The organism is Curvibacter gracilis ATCC BAA-807 (genome assembly GCF_000518645.1).
In the GTDB taxonomy this organism is placed as follows: domain Bacteria; phylum Pseudomonadota; class Gammaproteobacteria; order Burkholderiales; family Burkholderiaceae_C; genus Curvibacter; species Curvibacter gracilis.
Genome location: NZ_KI912467.1, coordinates 324,647 through 340,446, shown reverse-complemented (window position 1 = coordinate 340,446; position 15,800 = coordinate 324,647). Strand labels below are relative to the sequence as shown.

Here is a 15,800-nt window from a genome sequence, read left to right as displayed (position 1 = left end):
AGACAAGACATGCCAAGCTATTTTTCAAGGCCACGACGCGTACTGCTCGCGCTGGCCAGCCTGGGCCCCCTGCTGTGGGGCGCACCGGCCCAGGCCCAGGGTGGGGGGCAACCCATCCGCCTGGTGGTGGGCTATGCGGCGGGCGGCCCGGTGGACGCCACGGCGCGTTTGTTCGCCCCGGCCCTGTCCAAGGAGCTGGGCCAGCCCGTGGTGGTCGAGAACCGCCCCGGCGCCGCCGGCAGCATGGGGGGCGACGCCGTGGCCAAGGCGGCGCCCAACGGCCTGCTGCTGTACTTTGGCGCCAGCCCCACGCTGACCATCAGCCCGCACATCCTCAAGTCCATGCCCTTTGATGTGAGCAAGGACCTGAGCGCCATCGCCCCGCTGGTGAGCTACACCAATGTGCTGGTGATCAACAAGGACCAGCCCTTCAAGACCCTGCCCGAGCTGGTGGCCTACGCCCGGGCCAACCCCGGCAAGCTGGCCTATGGCTCGGCCGGCATGGGGGCGTCCAACCACCTGAGCGGCGAGCTGTTTGCGCTGCGCGCCGGCATCAAGCTGACCCATGTGCCCTACAAGGGCAATGCGCCGGCCATGACCGATGTGATTGGCGGCCAGCTCAGCATGATGTTCGACATCATCGGCAGCGCCCGCAACTACATCAGCACCCAGCGCGTGCGGCCCCTGGCCGTCACCTCGCGCGAGCGCAATGCCTCGCTGCCCGAGGTGCCCACCATGGTCGAGTCGGGCATTGCCGACTACGACGTGGGCGGCTGGTACGGCCTGTACGGCCCGGCGCGCCTGCCGCCTGAACTGGTGAACCGCCTCAACGAGGCCACGCGCCGGGCCCTGGCCCAGGACGAGCTGAAAGCCAAGCTGATCGAGCAGGGCTACGACCTGTGGTCCGGCAGCCCGCAACTGCTGGCCGAGCGCGCGGCGCGCGATCTGGCGCTGTGGGGCACGGTGGCCAAGGGCATCCAGGTGGAGTGAACCGACATGACCCATCCCCCCACCCGACTTCACCACCTGTTTGACCAGCGCCTGGCGGCCACGCCCGAGGCGCTGTTTTTGCATCTGCCCGATCACACCCTGAGCTACGCCCAACTGGGCACCATGATCGACACCCTGCAGGCCGAGCTGCTGGCCCAGGGCGTGCTGCCCGGCGACCGCGTGCTGGCGGTGGCCGAGAACTGCCCCGAGCACGTGGCCCTGGTGCTGGCCTGCAGCCGCGTGGGCGCCTGGTCTTGCGGGGTGAACGCCCGCATGGCGCGCGGCGAGATCGAGGCCTTTGTGGCCAAGGCCGACCCGCGGCTGGTGTACTTCACCTGCGAGGTGGGCAGCGCGGCTCGCGAGCACGGCGAGCACCTGGGCGCCCAGCCCTCGGCCCTGGCCGGCCTGAGCCGCACGGCCCGGCGCGAGCAGGCCACGCCCGAGCCCGCGCCGCTGGCCGAGCAGGTGGTGGCCATCATCTTCACTTCGGGCACCACAGGGGCGCCCAAGGGCGTGCTGGTGTCGCATGCCGGCCTGCTGCAGTTTGCCCGGGTGTCGGCCGAGTCGCGCGCCCTCACACCGGCCGACCGCTCCTATGCCTGTGTGCCCATGACCCACATCTTTGGCCTGGGCACGGTGCTGGCGGCCTCGCTGCACGCGGGCGCGGCCCTGGTGATGCGCAGCCGCTTCGAGCCGGCGGATGCGCTGCAGGCCCTGGCGATGCACCAGGTGTCCAACCTGCAGGGGCCGCCGGCCCTGTTCACGCGGCTGCTGGCCTGGCTGGACGAGCAGGGCGTGGTGGGCATGCCCCCGGCGCCCGCGCTGCGCTACATCTACACCGGCGCGGCGCCGCTGGACCTGCCCCTGAAGAACGCGGTGCAGGACCGCTTCGGCCAGCCGCTGCACCACGGCTATGGCTTGTCGGAGTACGCCGGCGCGGCCTGCCTGGTGCGCCGTGGTCAGTGGCGCGAAGACACCGCCGCCGGCGTGCCGGTGGAGGGCGCTGAATGCCGCATCGTCGATGACGCCGGGCGCGAACTGCCCCAGGGCGAACGCGGCGAGATCTGGCTGCGCGGCGTGGGCCTGATGCCGGGCTACTTCCGCGACCCAGCGGCCACCGCCCAGGTGATGCGCGAGGGCGGCTGGTATGCCACCGGCGACCTGGGCCGCATCGGGCCCGACGGTGCGCTGCACGTGGTGGGCCGGCTCAAGGAGATGATCATCCGCTCGGGCTTCAATGTGTACCCGGGCGAGGTCGAGAACGTGCTCAACCAGCACCCGCGCGTGCAGCGCTCGGCCGTGGTGGGCCGCAAAGAGGCCGACGGCAACGAAACCGTGCTGGCCTTTGTCGAGACCGTGGGCGGCCAGCCCCTGGGCGAGGCCGATCAGGCCAGCCTGCAGGCCCTGCTGCACGACCAGTTGGCGCCCTACAAGCGCCCGGCCAGCATCACGGCCCTGGAGGCCCTGCCCATGACGCACAGCGGCAAGGTGCTCAAGCGTGCCTTGCTGGACCTGCCCACCCCCGTCTGACCCCCAGGAGAACGCCATGTTCAAGACCCTTCATGAAAGTGCCGCGGCCCGCATCGGCCGCCGCCAGTGGCTGGGCACGGCCCTGGCGGGGCTGACGCTGCCGACCTGGGCCCAAGCGCCAACACCGGCCTACCCGGCACGCCCAGTGAAGTTCATCGTGCCCTTTCCGGCCGGCGGGCCGGTGGACATCACGGGCCGCGCCCTGGCCCAGAAGCTGGCCGAGCTGTGGGGCCAGCCCGCCGTGGTGGACAACCGCGCCGGTGCCGGCGGCATGGTGGGCGCCGAGCTGGCGGCCCGCGCCCCGGCCGACGGGCACAACCTGTTCGTGTGCAGCATCCACCACACCGTGCTGCCCGCGCTGAACCCGCGCATGAGCTACGACATCGAGCGTGACTTTGCAGCGGTCAGCTTTGCGGCGCGCTTTCCGGTGGTGCTGGTGGTGCACCCCAGCCTGCCCGTCAAGAGCGTGGCCGAGCTGATCGCCCTCGACAAGGCGCGCCCGGGCACCCTGGCCTTCGCCTCGGCCGGCAATGGCGGCGGCACGCACCTGGCGGGCGAGCTGTTCAACATGCTGGCCGGCACCAAGTTGCAGCATGTGCCCTACAAGGGCAGCGCCCCGGCCATGACCGACCTGCTGGGCAACCAGGTGCCCATCATGTTCAGCGATGCCCCCACCGCGCTGCCCCAGATCCGCGCCGGCAAGGTGCGCGCGCTGGCCGTGGCCAGCGTGCAGCGCTCCAGCCTGTTGCCCGATCTGCCCACGGTGGCCGAAACCGGCCTGCCGGGCTACGAGGCCTATTCCTGGGCCGGGGTGCTGACCCCGGCGGCCACCCCGCGCGAACTGGTCGGGCGGCTCAGCGCCGACATCGGCCGCGCCCTGGCCCAGCCCGAGGTGCGCCAGCGCCTGCAGGACGCCGGCGCCGAGCCCGCCCCTGGCAGCCCCGAAGCCTTTGCCCAACTGTTGCACGCCGAGCGGCTGAAGTGGGCGCAGGTGGTGAAGGCCGCCAACATCCGGATGGATTGACGTTGAACTGATCCAGGGCCCCGCAGAGGGCCTTTTTGTTGTGCACATCCCTGAAACCAAGAAGGAGACAAGTCATGAACCCATTCGTGAAAGCAAGCCACCGAGCGCGACGCCGTGCGCCGCTCTGGTGGGCCCTGGCCGCGGCTCTGGGCAGTGCCGGCCTGAGCGCCCCGGCGCTGGCGCAGAAGCTGTCGGACGACAAAGTGCGCATCGGCGTGCTGTCCGACATGTCGGGCCTGTATGCCGACACCGCGGGCAAGGGATCGCTGGAGGCGGCCCGCATGGCCGCTGAAGACTTTGGCGGCCAGGTGCTGGGCAAGCCCATCGAGGTGATCGGTGGCGACCACCAGAACAAGGCCGACATCGGCGCCTCGCTGGCGCGGGCCTGGTACGACCGCGAGGGGGTGGACGCCATCGTCGATGTGAACAACTCGGCCGTGGCGGTGGCCGTGGGCAACCTGGCCCGCGAGCGCAACAAGATGCTGCTGCTGACCGGCGCCGCCTCGGTGGCCATGACCAACGAGAACTGCGGCCCCACCAGCATCCACTATGTGTACGACACCTACGCCATGGTCAACGGGGCGGCCCAGGGCATGCTGGCCAAGGGGGCGCGCAGTTGGTTTGTGATCGGCACCGACTACGCCTTCGGCAAGGCCATGGCCGCCAACGTCACCGAGTTTGTGACCGCCAGCGGCGGCAAGGTGGTGGGCAGCGTGTTCCACCCGCTCAATGCCAGCGATTTCTCGTCGTTTGTGCTGCAGGCCCAGGCTTCCAAGGCCGACGCCATTGCCCTGGCCAACGCCACCAGCGACACCGTCAACGCCATCAAGGCCACGCGCGAGTTCGGCCTGAGCAAAAGCCAGGCCGTGGTGCCCTTGCTGATGTTCATCAACGACGTGCATTCGCTGGGCCTGAAGGAAGCCCAGGACATGACCTTTGCCACCGGCTTCTACTGGGACCGCACTCCTGAGACCCGGGCCTGGTCACGGCGCTATTTCGAGCGCATGAAGAAGATGCCCTCGATGATCCAGGCCGGCACCTACTCGGCCGTCACCAGCTACCTGAAGGCCATCCAGGCCGCGGGCGGCGATGAGGGCCTGAGCGTGGCCCGCAAGATGCAGGCCCTGCCCATCAACGACTTCTTTGCCCAGGGCGGCAAGGTGCGCGTCGACGGCCGCATGGTGCACGACATGTACCTGGTGCAGGTCAAGAAGCCGGCCGAATCCCAGATGCCCTGGGATTACTACAAGGTGCTGGCCACCATCCCGGGCGAGCAGGCCTTCCAGCCGCTGTCCAAGTCCAAGTGCTCTTTGGTGAAGAACCCATGAAAACCCGTGCTGCTGTCCTCACGCGCATCGGCGCGCCGGCCCCCTATGCCGAAAGCCGTCCCCTGGAAGTCACCGAGGTCGATCTGGCCCCACCCGGCCCGGGCGAGGTGCTGGTGCGGGTGGTGGCCGCCGGCCTGTGCCACTCCGATCTGTCCATCATCAACGGCGACCGCCCGCGCCGCACCCCCATCGTGCTGGGGCACGAGGCCGCCGGCGTGGTGGAAGCCCTGGGCGAGGGCGTGACCGATCTGGTGCCCGGCGACCATGTGATCCTGGTCTTTGTGCCCAGCTGCGGCCACTGCGCCCCCTGCTCGGAAGGCCGCCCCGTGCTGTGCGAGCCGGCCGGCGCGGCCAATGTGGCCGGCACCTTGCTGGGCGGCGGGCGCCGCCTGTCCTGGCAAGGCCAGCCCATGGACCACTTTGTGGGCGTGTCGGCCTTTGCCCAGCACGCCGTGCTGTCACGGCGCGGCGTGCAGAAGATCGACAGCGAGCTGCCGCTGGAGATCGCGGCCCTGTTCGGCTGCGCCGTCATGACCGGGGTGGGCGCGGTGGTCAACACCTCGCAGGTGCGCCCTGGCCAGAGCGTGGCCGTGGTGGGCCTGGGCGGCGTGGGCCTGTCGGCCGTGATGGGCGCCCTGGCCGCCGGGGCCGGCCGCGTGGTGGCGGTGGACCTGGCCGACGACAAGCTGGCTTTTGCGCGCCGCCTGGGCGCCACCGACGTGGTCAACGCCGGGGCCGACAACGCGGTGGAGCAACTGCGCGAGCTGACCGGCGGCGGCGTGGACCACGCGCTGGAGATGGTGGGCTCGGCCCGCGCCCTGGAGTTTGCCTACCGCGTGACCCGCCGCGGCGGCACCACCGTGACCGTGGGCCTGCCCGCGTCCAGCCAGAACCTCAGCACCCCCGTGTGGCACCTGGTGGCCGAAGAGCGCACCCTCAAGGGCAGCTACCTGGGCAGCTGCGTGCCCCGGCGCGACATCGGCCGCTTTGTGGCCCTGTACCGCCAGGGCAAACTGCCGGTCGACCAGTTGCTCACCGGCCGCCTCAGCCTGGACCAGATCAACCTGGGCTTCGACCGCCTGGCCCGGGGCGAGGCGATTCGGCAGGTGATCATGATGGAGGGGTGAGGGGGGCCGGTTGACCCAGCCGGGGCTGGGTCAATGGCGGCGGGCCAAGGGCTCTGTACTTCGCTTTCAGGTGCTTGTTGATGTTTGGGTATGCGCTTGCTGATCTGCCAAAAGCCTTTGGTCTGTGGGCGCGCAGGATTCAAGATCACCGGAAACGGAAGGAGTTGAGAGCATGAACGCTGTGCATGTGGATGCCAACGAGGTGTGCTTTGGATGTTTCAATGTCTTTTCAGACCTGAAGCTGGCCACCCCTGAAAAACTCAAGTTCAAAACCGCTCTTGTCATCGAGATCCGCCGGGCCATGCAAGCCCAGGGGCTGACACAGCAGCAAGCCGCCAAACGCATGGGCATCACCCAGCCCAAAGTGTCGGACATGATGCGCGGCGACTTCAGCAACCTGTCTGAGCGCAAGTTGATGGATTGCCTGGCACGTCTGGGATATGACATCGAAATCACTGTCCGGCCTGCGAAGACCGGCGTCGGTCAATTGATGTTGGCCCCTGCTTGATGAATGGGGCACTCTGCAGCGCGCCTGGTCTTGCCAAAGCACTTGTTTTCAGTCTTCTGTACCGCCATCGCCGATATCAGCAGGCCATTGGCTGATTTCCTCGTCCAGATCCTGCAGGCGCTGCGGCCCATCAGGCAGCGTGCCCACAAAGCGGCGGTAACCCCGGCGCAGCCGCGGCGACAGCCTGAGGTAGCGGTGCACCCACTCCGGGGGCTCGTTGGGGGCCGTGGCCTTGGAGGTGGTGGATGCGGCGCTGGCCGCGGTGTGTTGGTTCCCTGAGCGCATTGGATTCAGATCGGTCATTGGAGAGACGGTCCGTTGTTTGTGGTTGTGCAACGGATGATCCGCGGGGCTGCGTCAGGGTGTGTCGCTGAGGGTAGAGTGGCAAGCGGGCGTTTTGTGGGTGTTGTTGATGGATCCCATCTGGGCTATGTTCATTTCATGAAAATCGTCGCGACCCCGCCTGCCTGCATCGATCCCGCATCTCGTGAGGAAATCGAACAAGCCCTTGATGAAGGCGACAGCTTGGCGTGCATCGCCGAAACGGCTGTTCGGCAGGAAATCACACGCTGCGAACCTCAGTCCGAGTTCCTCCGTCGCGGTATCGCTGCCATCGACCGGACTGCCGCGGCGGGCGATGGCATCGCCCCTTCCTCCGTCATCGCCAGGCTGGAGGCCAAACTGGCGGAGGCCCGAAAGGCTAGGCCGTCCTGAGTTGCCGGGCGAGATTGAAGCCCGAAGCCGTTGATGACCTGGAAAGGTTGTTCGACCCTTTGCTCGAACGAGAGTTGGCAAGCGTCACCGGCAAGCTGGATCTTGCAGCGCGGGCCATCGAGTCGATTCGGCAGGGATGTCTGTTTCTGGCCCACAGCCCGTCCAGTTGCTGAAAGGTGAGGCAAGGCCCTTTTCTGCGCGAGTTGATCATTTCATTGGGCCGCTCGGGCCCTGGAGTAAAAGCAGGCTTCGCGCACCGCTGCGACACCATCTGTCGCACATCCCCTCACCATGCCTGGGTGTTCAGGCCTTGCCTGCACAGGCAGCCCCGCCCGAGCGGTGCTGCGCCTTTCAACCCTTTCCAGGAGATCATCATGTTCACCGAGCAACGTTCCCCCCTTGAATCACTTGCCGCCTACGCCATCGCATTCGCTGCGGGTGCTCTGGTGCTGGCGGGCAGCCACGCCTATGCCGAATGGCGGGTGCGGCGCGAGAAAGCCAATGGGCTTTGAGCAGGGCAGGGCGCTTTACCGTCTGTCTGAGCCTGGCCTGACCCGCCGGTAGAATCATCCGCAGAAGATTCAAAAGCACCAGCCTAGGCGAGGGATGGATGAGTAGCAGCAATTTCGGTTTTCTGGCCACCCATTCACGGCTTCTGGCCGATCTGGGCCGCACGGCCGAGACGGTCTACCCCTTTGACCCTGCCAGTTGCGTGCTCAAGCTGCGGCTGTTGGCCGAGGCGCTGACGCAAGAGGTGGCTTCGCGCATCGGCCTGAGGCTGGTGCAGGCCACGCAGGCCGAGTTGCTGCGGGCGGTGGACCAGCGTCTGCGGCTTGACCCCCAGGTGCGCCAGATGTTTCAGCTGCTGCGCACGCGGGGCAACGATGCGGCCCACCAGATCGACCACCACATTGGCTACAAAGAAGGGCTGGAGGCCCTGAAGGTGGCGCGCGAGGTGGCCCTGTGGTTTCACCGCAGTTTTGGTGACAACCCCGACTTCAAGCCCGGCCCCTTCATCTACCCCGACGACCCCAGCCAGAAGCTGGCCACGCTGCAGCAACAGATCACGGCCCTGCAGACCGATCTGCAACAGGCCCAGAGTGCGCAGGCCACTCAGGCCGAAGTGGCCCGCCTTCTGGAGGCGCAGGCGGCCCAAGAGCGCGACATGGCCCAGCGTGCCCAAGAAGAGCGCAGCGTGTACGAGAGCCTGGCCGAAGAGGCCAGCACCCGCTACGCCAGCCTGAAAGCCGAGTTTGACAAGCAACTCAAGCAGGCCAACGCCACCCCCGATACCACCAGCGCCAAAGACCACGCCCAGTTTGCCGAGCGCGCCGCCAAGGCCGCGCAAAAGGTGCAGATGGACGAGGCCGCCACCCGGCTCATCATCGACCAGATGCTGGTTGAGGCGGGCTGGCAGGCCGACACCCTGGCCCTGACCCACGCCAAAGGCGCCCGCCCCGAGCGCCACAAGAACCTGGCTATTGCCGAATGGCCCACCCAGGGCAAGCAAAGCGCTGACTACCTGCTGTTTGCCGGCTTGACCCCGGTGGCCGCGGTCGAGGCCAAGCGCCTGAACGTGAACGTGGCCGGCAAAATTGCCCAGGCCGAGCGCTATGCCGCCGGCTTCAAGCCCGACGCCGGGCACGAGCCCGCCTGGCAGGTGGAGGGCCGCAGCGGGCCCTGGCCCGACGGCAAGGGCGGGCACTTTGAGCTGCCTTTTGTGTATTCCTGCAACGGGCGCCCCCTGGTCAAGCAAAGCCCTGAGGCCAGCGGCACCTGGCACCGCGATGCGCGCCACCCCGCCAACCTTGCCAAGCCCTTGCAAGGGTTTCATTCGCCGCAAGGCCTGCTGGACATGCTCAAGCGCAACCAGGCCGAAGCCGAAGCCCGGCTGCAGCGAGAGGGCTTTGACTACCTGCGGGTGCGCGACTACCAGCAACAGGCCATCGTCAGCGTAGAGGCCGCACTGGCCGCCGGCCAGCGCAACTGCCTGCTGGCCATGGCCACCGGCACCGGCAAGACCCGCACCATCATCGGCCTGATGTACCGCTTTTTGAAGGCCGAGCGCTTTCGCCGCATTCTGTTTCTGGTGGACCGCACGGCCCTGGGCGACCAGGCCATGGATGCCTTCAACGAGGCCCCGCTGGAGCAGAACCAGCCTCTGTCCAGTATCTACAACATCGCCGACCTGGGCGACATGGCCGCCGAGGCCGAAACTCGGGTGCAGGTGGCCACCGTACAGGCTATGGTGAAGCGCATCTTTGGCAGCGACAACCCGCCCCCGCTCGATGCTTACGATTGCATCATCGTGGACGAAGCCCACCGTGGCTACGCGCTGGATCAGGACATGACCGAGGGCGAACTGGCCCTGCGTGACCCGGCCCAGTACTTGTCTACCTACCGCCGGGTGCTGGACTATTTTGATGCCGTCAAGATCGGCCTTACCGCCACCCCGGCCCGCCACACCACCGAGATTTTTGGCAAGCCCGTCTTCACCTACTCGTACCGCGAGGCCGTGGCCGATGACTGGCTGATCGACCACGAGCCCCCCATCCGCTACCAGACCGTGCTGAGCCAGCACGGCATTCACTTCGACAAAGGTGCCGAAGTGGAGGCCTTGAACCTGGCCACCGGCGAGATTGAAACCTCGGCCCTCGAAGACGAACTCAATTTTGAGCTGGAGAGCTTCAACCGCCGGGTGATCAACGAAGACTTCAACCGCGTGATCTGCGAAGCACTGGCCAAAGAGATTGACCCCCTGGGCGAAGAAAAAACCATGGTCTTCTGCGCCACCGATGCGCACGCCGACATGGTCAAGCGCCTGCTCAACGAGGCTTTCAAGGCCGTGTATGGCGACGACTACAACCAGGCCGCCGTCGAGAAGATCACCGGTGCCTCGGACAAGGTCGACCAGTTGATACGTCGCTACAAAAACGAGCGTTTGCCCAGCATCGCCATCACGGTCGATCTGTTGACTACGGGCATCGACGTGCCCCCGATCTGCAACCTGGTGTTCATGCGCCGCGTTCGGTCGCGCATCTTGTACGAGCAGATGATCGGCCGCGCTACCCGCCGGTGCGACGAGATCGGCAAGACCGTATTCCGCATTTACGACCCGGTGGACCTGTACGCCTCTCTGCAGGCGGTGAACACCATGCAGCCCCTGGTCAAAGACCCCCACATCACCGTCGAGCAGTTGCTGGACGAGCTGAACAACCCCCAGTCGTATACCGAGCCCGGCAGCGTGGCCGGCCACACCCACGCGCACGATGTGCTCGGCCAGCTGAACCAGAAGCTGATGCGCGTGCTGCGCGATGCGCACCACCAGGCCGACAAGCGCCCGGCCTTGCAGCAGCGCCTGGCCGAGCTGGAGCAGCAATGGGGCGTGCCCCCGCAAGAGCTGCACCGGCACCTGCACCAGCTGGCGCAAGCGCAGGGCCCCCAGGCCGCCGCCGACTTTTTGCAGCACAACACCCGTCTGCTGGCCCAGCTGGCCGAGGTACAGCAACTGCGGGGCACCCGCTACATGCCCGTGCTATCAAGCCACAGCGACGCCTTGCTGGCGCGCGAGCAAAGCTGGGGCTACCACGCCAAACCCGACGACTACCTGGACAGCTTTGGCCGCTTTGTACGCGAGCAGATCAACCAGTCGGCCGCGCTGGCGGTGGTGGTGCAGCGCCCCAAAGACCTGACCCGCGCCCAGCTCAAAGAAGTGCGCCTGCTGCTGGACTGCGCCGGCTTCAACGAGGCCAGCCTGCAATCGGCCTGGCGCAGCCAAAGCAACCAGGACATTGCCGCCGGCATCATCGCCCACATCCGTCGCGCTGCCCTTGGCGAGGCCTTGCTGCCGTTTGAGCAGCGCGTGCAGCAGGCCATGTCCAAAATCCGCCAGCAGCACGCCTGGACCCCCGTGCAGCTCAAATGGCTGGACCGCCTGGCCAAGCAGCTCACGCACGAGCTGGTGCTGGACGACACCTTCATCAACCAAAGCTTCACCGTCACCGGCGGCGCCAAGGGCCTGGACAAGGTCTTGGGTGGCCAACTGGCCCCCGTGATGGCCTCGCTGGCCGAAACCCTGTGGTTGAATGCCGCCTGACCGGCGGCCTTGCCAGATGCCAGAACAGCCTTTGTGCCAAGCCGTTTTCTACTTTCCTCTGACCCCCGCCCCCTGAGCAACCCCCAGCGATGAGCACCTCCGATATCGTCCAGAAACTCTGGAACCTTTGCGACGTCTTGCGTGACGACGGCATCAACTACAGTGACTACGTGACCGAGCTGGTGCTGCTGCTGTTCATCAAGATGGAGCACGAGAACACCCAAAGTGGCATCTTGCAGGCCCACAAACTGCCCGACTACGCCCGCTGGCCTGAGCTGACCGGCAAGAGCGGCCTGAACCTGCTCAACCACTACAAGGCCACGCTGCTGCAACTGTCGCAAAGCCCCGACCCGCTGATTGCTGCCATCTACGCCGACGCCCAGACCCGCCTCAAAGAGCCGCGCCACCTGGAGCAGCTCATCAAAAGCCTGGACGGTATCGACTGGTTCAGCGCCGAGCAAGACGGCCTGGGGGACCTCTACGAAGGCCTGCTGGAGAAAAACGCCAACGAAACCAAGAGTGGTGCCGGCCAGTACTTCACCCCCCGCCCACTGATCGACGCCATCATCGACGTGATGGACCCCCGCGCCGGCGAGACCATCCAAGACCCCGCCGCCGGCACCGGCGGCTTTCTGATCGCGGCCGACCGCTACATCAAACACCAGACCGACGACCTGTTTGACCTGGACGACAAGGCCCGGCAGTTTCAGCGCAACAAGGCCTTTCTGGGCATGGAGCTGGTCAGCGGCACGCGCCGCCTGGCCTTGATGAACTGCCTGCTGCACGGCATGGAAGGCGACAACGAAGGCGTGGTGCACCTGGGAAACACCCTGGGCAGCGCCGGCAGCCAACTGCCCAAGAGCGACATCATCTTGAGCAACCCGCCCTTTGGCACGGCACGCGGCGGCGGCGGCCCCACCCGCGACGACCTGACCTTTGCCACCGGCAACAAGCAACTGGCCTTTTTGCAGCACATCGTGCGCCACCTGAAAGACGGCGGCCGCGCCGCCGTGGTGCTGCCCGACAACGTGCTGTTTGAAGCCGGCGTGGGCGCCGACATCCGCCGCGACCTGATGGACAAGTGCCACCTGCACACCGTGCTGCGCCTGCCCACCGGCATCTTTTACGCCCAGGGCGTGAAGACCAATGTGCTGTTCTTCCAGAAAGCCAGCCAGGCCGCCACCGGCAGCACCTGCCAAGTGTGGGTGTACGACATGCGCGCCAACGCCCCCAAGTTTGGCAAGCGCAGCCCCCTGACCCACGCCCATTTCGACGACTTCAAAAAAGCCTACGGCGAAGACCCCAACGGCCAGAGCCCCCGCACCGACCAGGGCGAACAAGGCCGCTGGCGCTGCTTCACCCGTGAGTGGATTCGCGACGAAAAGGGCGACAGCCTAGACATTGCCTGGCTCAAGGATGAGAACGCCGAGGACGCCGCGGACCTGCCGGAGCCGGCGGTGCTGGCGCAGGAGATCATGGCGGAACTCAATGGGGCGTTGGAGGAGTTGGAGGGGATATTGGCTGAACTGAGTGAGGCGGCATGAACTTGGTACGCCAACTTCCTCTTGGATGGGTTCACGCATCTGTAGCTGATTTGTGCCAATTCAATCCAAAAACGAATTCTGATCCAGAAATTTCATGCGGCTTCGTTCCGATGGCTGCGTTGGGGACCAGATTTCGAGAGGCTCTGAAGTTCGAGATTCGCCCGTGGGGCGAGGTGCGAAGCACTTATACTCATTTTCAAAATGGTGATGTGCTTGTGGCTAAAGTGACTCCATGTTTTGAAAATGGCAAGGCTGGAGTTGTCACGAATTTACCCAATGGAATAGGTGCTGGTAGCAGTGAATTTTGTGTATTCAGACCCTCTGAGCTTATAGAAGCGAAATACCTGTTGGCATGGTTCAGTTCGGAGGCGTTTCGGCGTCATGCAACTGTTTCTATGACTGGCTCTGTTGGGTTGAAGCGCGTCCCCAAAGATGTATTCATCTCTGAAAAAATTTCATTACCACCAAAGGCAGAACAAAAGCGCATCGTCGAAAAACTTGACCTCGTACTGGCCCGCGTCGATTCAGTGAATGTCCGTCTGGCCCGTATCACCCCCTTGCTCAAACGTTTTCGGCAGTCCGTGTTGGCTGCGGCGACTTCGGGGCGATTGACTGAGGATTGGCGTAAGACACATTGCTCTGTTCAAGCAATTGAGACAACGCTTCAAGCCATCTGCGTTAAAGATAGAGTGATTACTTATGGCGTTGTCAAATTAGGTGAGGAAACGCTAGGTGGTGTTCCATGTCTTCGCACAAGCAATGTTCGTTGGCTACGATTCGAAGTCGATGGGATTAAGTTAATTGATCCCAGGATTTCTGAGGATTATGGGCGCACCGTGCTTCGTGGGGGTGAGGTTCTCGTGAATGTTCGCGGGACCCTAGGTGGCGTGGCAGTTGTAAGTCCAGCCATGATTGGCTGGAATGTTTCGCGCGAGGTCGCAGTGGTTCCCATTGACGAAAAATGGGCGATCTCTGAATTTATCGCGTTTTGGATTGCTGGCGAGGCTTGCCAACGTTGGTTGACGGGAGTTGCCAAAGGCGTGGCATACACGGGGATAAATATAGAAGATTTACGAGCGCTTCCATTGAAGTTACCGCCGAAAGATGAACAGGCTGAAATCATTCGCCGAGTTGAAACTCTATTCGCTTTTGCCGATCGCCTCGAAGCCCGCCTTCAAGCCGCCCAGACATCTGCCACCCGCTTGACGCCCTCTCTGCTCGCCAAAGCCTTCAGGGGCGAGTTGGTGCCGCAAGATCCGGATGACGAGCCGGCGGCGGAACTGCTCAAACGCTTGGCTGAGGCGCGGCCTGCGGGTAAGGTCGCAAAGAAGAGGCAAGGGGAAACGACGACGCAGGTTACGGCGGTATAACCCTCCCCGTCGCAGATCTCAATCCATGCTCCGTTGGCCAGGTAGCCGTCTCGCGATGGCAACCTGGCTTTTATTTTCAGTGCCGCATCAATTTCCAAATGAGTGCTGTCAACCGGGTTGCCAAGTTGTCTTTGATCTCAAGATCCTCGGATTTGCAACGCGGACAGGCCTTCACATAGTCGAACCCCGCCATCATGCAATCGCTTCTTGGGAAAAAGGTCCGCTGCCAACCACATGATCGGCATTGGTAGGTGCTTGGGGGAGGGCGGACCGGCATGGTGATTAAATATATTTGGATGAAGTAGAAGTGCTTAGGGCTGGGTTTGCACTTGGCTTGTGGCGCGCCACGATTATTTCGATCGTGGCGGCCTTCATTAATTGATTAATAAATGCATGTGCTGATCAATATTGCAAATTTTATGCTGCCTTGCTTAAAAGTCGACCCAATAATGCAAGCAACTTGTCTTTGTTCTTGAAGTCAGCGGGAGACATGTTTTTAAGTTCTTCACCTATTTTGCTGAAATTGTTGAATGCGGTTTTGAGTAATTCTTTTTCTTCAAGGGAGTGCTCATTTTCAAACATCCATTTGACAGTGCCGAGCATTGCGAATGTGATTGTGACTGCAATCCCTGCTGCTGCCACATCCAAGACCAGCGTTGGAGGGAGAAATGATTTTGCCCAAAGAAAGGCAGTTGTTCCTAACGATTGACCGCCGAAAGTTGGGAGTAGGCCGAGGGCTGAAGATTTGCTAAGTACTTCACCTTTGTATAGGTAATTCAATGATGTGATGGCGATCACCTGCGTCGCCGTTATGTATGCTGCGCTGCCTGGAATGAAGGCCTCACCAGCAACGGCAATAAGGGCTGTGCCGATGATTCCAATTGCAAAATTCTCTTTGCTTTTTAAGTGCCTTGCTAAGAGAATTGCTTTGCCTTCTGAGTTGAGGAATTTGAAAATATCATCTTGTATCTCTTTTATCCCCCTCAAATCCATTGCGGCAGTCTTCTTCATTTTTGGGTCGTAGCCTTTGGTGCACGCCCCATAAATAGTTCTGACCCCCAGGGTTTCTTGCCATTGTTTTTTTACGTTGTCGAGTTCTGAACTTTCCAAGTCATCCCACTCGTCAATTTTGTTAAGTATGACAAGAACATTTCGGGAGCTCTTTTTTAGATCCTCGAAGTTCTTTTGTTGAGTAATGTCTGCGGATCCTGTTACAACAAAAATTCCGAGATCTATGGAAGAAAGGAATTTTACGGTTTCATTGCTATTTTCTTCTCTGACGTCGTCTAGGCCGGGGCAGTCAATGATTAAGACGTTCTTATCAAGCTTGTATGCTGTAACTTTGGTTGTTACGCCTGAGTTGGCTCCCACTGCTGCGGTCGGTGCTTCTCGTTGACAATCCAGGATTGCGTTGAGAAGAGAGCTTTTACCAGAGCTCACCTTGCCAACTATTGCGATATTAATGCTTTGTTCGAAGTTTGGCATTTTTTCTTGGTATGCTTTTTCGAAGTTTTTTTCGAATTCTTTGTCTGTTGTAGTAGTCATGTTGATTCAGTTGGGTTGCTAATT

At 63.2% G+C, this 15,800-nt stretch carries 13 protein-coding genes; 11 read left to right on the top strand and 2 right to left on the bottom strand.

Annotated features, from left to right (window positions below):
* The first annotated feature begins 9 nt into the window (after positions 1-9).
* The 6 genes from L880_RS0130195 (at position 10) to L880_RS0130170 (ending at position 6,507) form a co-directional block, all read left to right on the top strand.
* Positions 10-990 (top strand): Bug family tripartite tricarboxylate transporter substrate binding protein, encoded by a 981-nt coding sequence (locus L880_RS0130195; protein WP_027478774.1) that lies wholly within the window; start codon positions 10-12, stop codon positions 988-990.
* A 6-nt stretch (positions 991-996) separates the two neighbouring features.
* Positions 997-2,520: a class I adenylate-forming enzyme family protein gene (locus L880_RS0130190; RefSeq protein WP_027478773.1), complete on the top strand. Its 1,524-nt coding sequence runs from the start codon at positions 997-999 to the stop codon at positions 2,518-2,520.
* A gap of 16 nt (positions 2,521-2,536) precedes the next feature.
* The gene (locus L880_RS0130185; RefSeq protein ID WP_027478772.1) at positions 2,537-3,544 is read left to right on the top strand and encodes a tripartite tricarboxylate transporter substrate binding protein; all 1,008 of its coding nucleotides are present in this window, start codon (positions 2,537-2,539) and stop codon (positions 3,542-3,544) included.
* Between the two features lie 74 nt (positions 3,545-3,618).
* Positions 3,619-4,872, top strand: coding sequence for an ABC transporter substrate-binding protein (locus L880_RS0130180; protein ID WP_051443688.1), 1,254 nt, complete (start codon positions 3,619-3,621; stop codon positions 4,870-4,872).
* Positions 4,869-5,999: a zinc-dependent alcohol dehydrogenase family protein gene (locus L880_RS0130175; RefSeq protein ID WP_027478770.1), complete on the top strand. Its 1,131-nt coding sequence runs from the start codon at positions 4,869-4,871 to the stop codon at positions 5,997-5,999. Before L880_RS0130180 ends, L880_RS0130175 begins: the two co-directional genes overlap by 4 nt.
* Before the next feature lie 187 nt (positions 6,000-6,186).
* Entirely contained in the window at positions 6,187-6,507 is a 321-nt protein-coding gene (locus L880_RS0130170; protein ID WP_245615439.1) for a helix-turn-helix domain-containing protein, read from the top strand.
* Between the two features lie 48 nt (positions 6,508-6,555).
* Here L880_RS0130170 and L880_RS0130165 read toward each other — a convergent pair whose 3' ends face one another.
* The gene (locus tag L880_RS0130165) at positions 6,556-6,792 is read right to left on the bottom strand and encodes a hypothetical protein (protein ID WP_027478768.1); all 237 of its coding nucleotides are present in this window, start codon (positions 6,790-6,792) and stop codon (positions 6,556-6,558) included.
* A gap of 156 nt (positions 6,793-6,948) precedes the next feature.
* Here L880_RS0130165 and L880_RS0130160 point away from each other — a divergent pair, with 156 nt between their 5' ends.
* The 5 genes from L880_RS0130160 to L880_RS35350 all read left to right on the top strand — a co-directional run bounded on the left by L880_RS0130160 (position 6,949) and on the right by L880_RS35350 (position 14,231).
* Positions 6,949-7,221 (top strand): hypothetical protein, encoded by a 273-nt coding sequence (locus L880_RS0130160; RefSeq protein WP_043331033.1) that lies wholly within the window; start codon positions 6,949-6,951, stop codon positions 7,219-7,221.
* Between the two features lie 374 nt (positions 7,222-7,595).
* The gene (locus L880_RS35995; RefSeq protein ID WP_157463119.1) at positions 7,596-7,733 is read left to right on the top strand and encodes a hypothetical protein; all 138 of its coding nucleotides are present in this window, start codon (positions 7,596-7,598) and stop codon (positions 7,731-7,733) included.
* Between the two features lie 98 nt (positions 7,734-7,831).
* The gene (gene hsdR / locus L880_RS0130150; RefSeq protein WP_027478766.1) at positions 7,832-11,317 is read left to right on the top strand and encodes a type I restriction-modification system endonuclease; all 3,486 of its coding nucleotides are present in this window, start codon (positions 7,832-7,834) and stop codon (positions 11,315-11,317) included.
* A gap of 89 nt (positions 11,318-11,406) precedes the next feature.
* Positions 11,407-12,861, top strand: coding sequence for a class I SAM-dependent DNA methyltransferase (locus L880_RS0130145; RefSeq protein ID WP_027478765.1), 1,455 nt, complete (start codon positions 11,407-11,409; stop codon positions 12,859-12,861).
* Entirely contained in the window at positions 12,858-14,231 is a 1,374-nt protein-coding gene (locus L880_RS35350) for a restriction endonuclease subunit S (RefSeq protein ID WP_084461763.1), read from the top strand. The genes L880_RS0130145 and L880_RS35350 overlap by 4 nt, the downstream gene beginning before the upstream one ends.
* 417 nt (positions 14,232-14,648) lie before the next feature.
* Here the strand turns inward: L880_RS35350 and L880_RS35345 are convergent, their stop codons facing one another.
* A complete protein-coding gene (locus L880_RS35345) occupies positions 14,649-15,776 on the bottom strand; it encodes a GTPase (RefSeq protein ID WP_084461761.1) in 1,128 nt (375 codons plus the stop codon).
* Positions 15,777-15,800: the final 24 nt, after the last annotated feature.

Excerpts from the sequence above, each read along its gene's own strand:
- L880_RS0130195 (WP_027478774.1), top strand. The coding sequence starts at position 10 with ATGCCAAGCTATTTTTCAAGGCCACGACGCGTACTGCTCGCGCTGGCC.
- L880_RS0130190 (WP_027478773.1), top strand. The coding sequence starts at position 997 with ATGACCCATCCCCCCACCCGACTTCACCACCTGTTTGACCAGCGCCTG.
- L880_RS0130185 (WP_027478772.1), top strand. The coding sequence starts at position 2,537 with ATGTTCAAGACCCTTCATGAAAGTGCCGCGGCCCGCATCGGCCGCCGC.
- L880_RS0130180 (WP_051443688.1), top strand. The coding sequence starts at position 3,619 with ATGAACCCATTCGTGAAAGCAAGCCACCGAGCGCGACGCCGTGCGCCG.
- L880_RS0130175 (WP_027478770.1), top strand. The coding sequence starts at position 4,869 with ATGAAAACCCGTGCTGCTGTCCTCACGCGCATCGGCGCGCCGGCCCCC.
- L880_RS0130165 (WP_027478768.1), bottom strand. The coding sequence starts at position 6,792 with ATGCGCTCAGGGAACCAACACACCGCGGCCAGCGCCGCATCCACCACC.
- L880_RS0130160 (WP_043331033.1), top strand. The coding sequence starts at position 6,949 with ATGAAAATCGTCGCGACCCCGCCTGCCTGCATCGATCCCGCATCTCGT.
- L880_RS35995 (WP_157463119.1), top strand. The coding sequence starts at position 7,596 with ATGTTCACCGAGCAACGTTCCCCCCTTGAATCACTTGCCGCCTACGCC.
- hsdR (WP_027478766.1), top strand. The coding sequence starts at position 7,832 with ATGAGTAGCAGCAATTTCGGTTTTCTGGCCACCCATTCACGGCTTCTG.
- L880_RS0130145 (WP_027478765.1), top strand. The coding sequence starts at position 11,407 with ATGAGCACCTCCGATATCGTCCAGAAACTCTGGAACCTTTGCGACGTC.
- L880_RS35350 (WP_084461763.1), top strand. The coding sequence starts at position 12,858 with ATGAACTTGGTACGCCAACTTCCTCTTGGATGGGTTCACGCATCTGTA.
- L880_RS35345 (WP_084461761.1), bottom strand. The coding sequence starts at position 15,776 with ATGACTACTACAACAGACAAAGAATTCGAAAAAAACTTCGAAAAAGCA.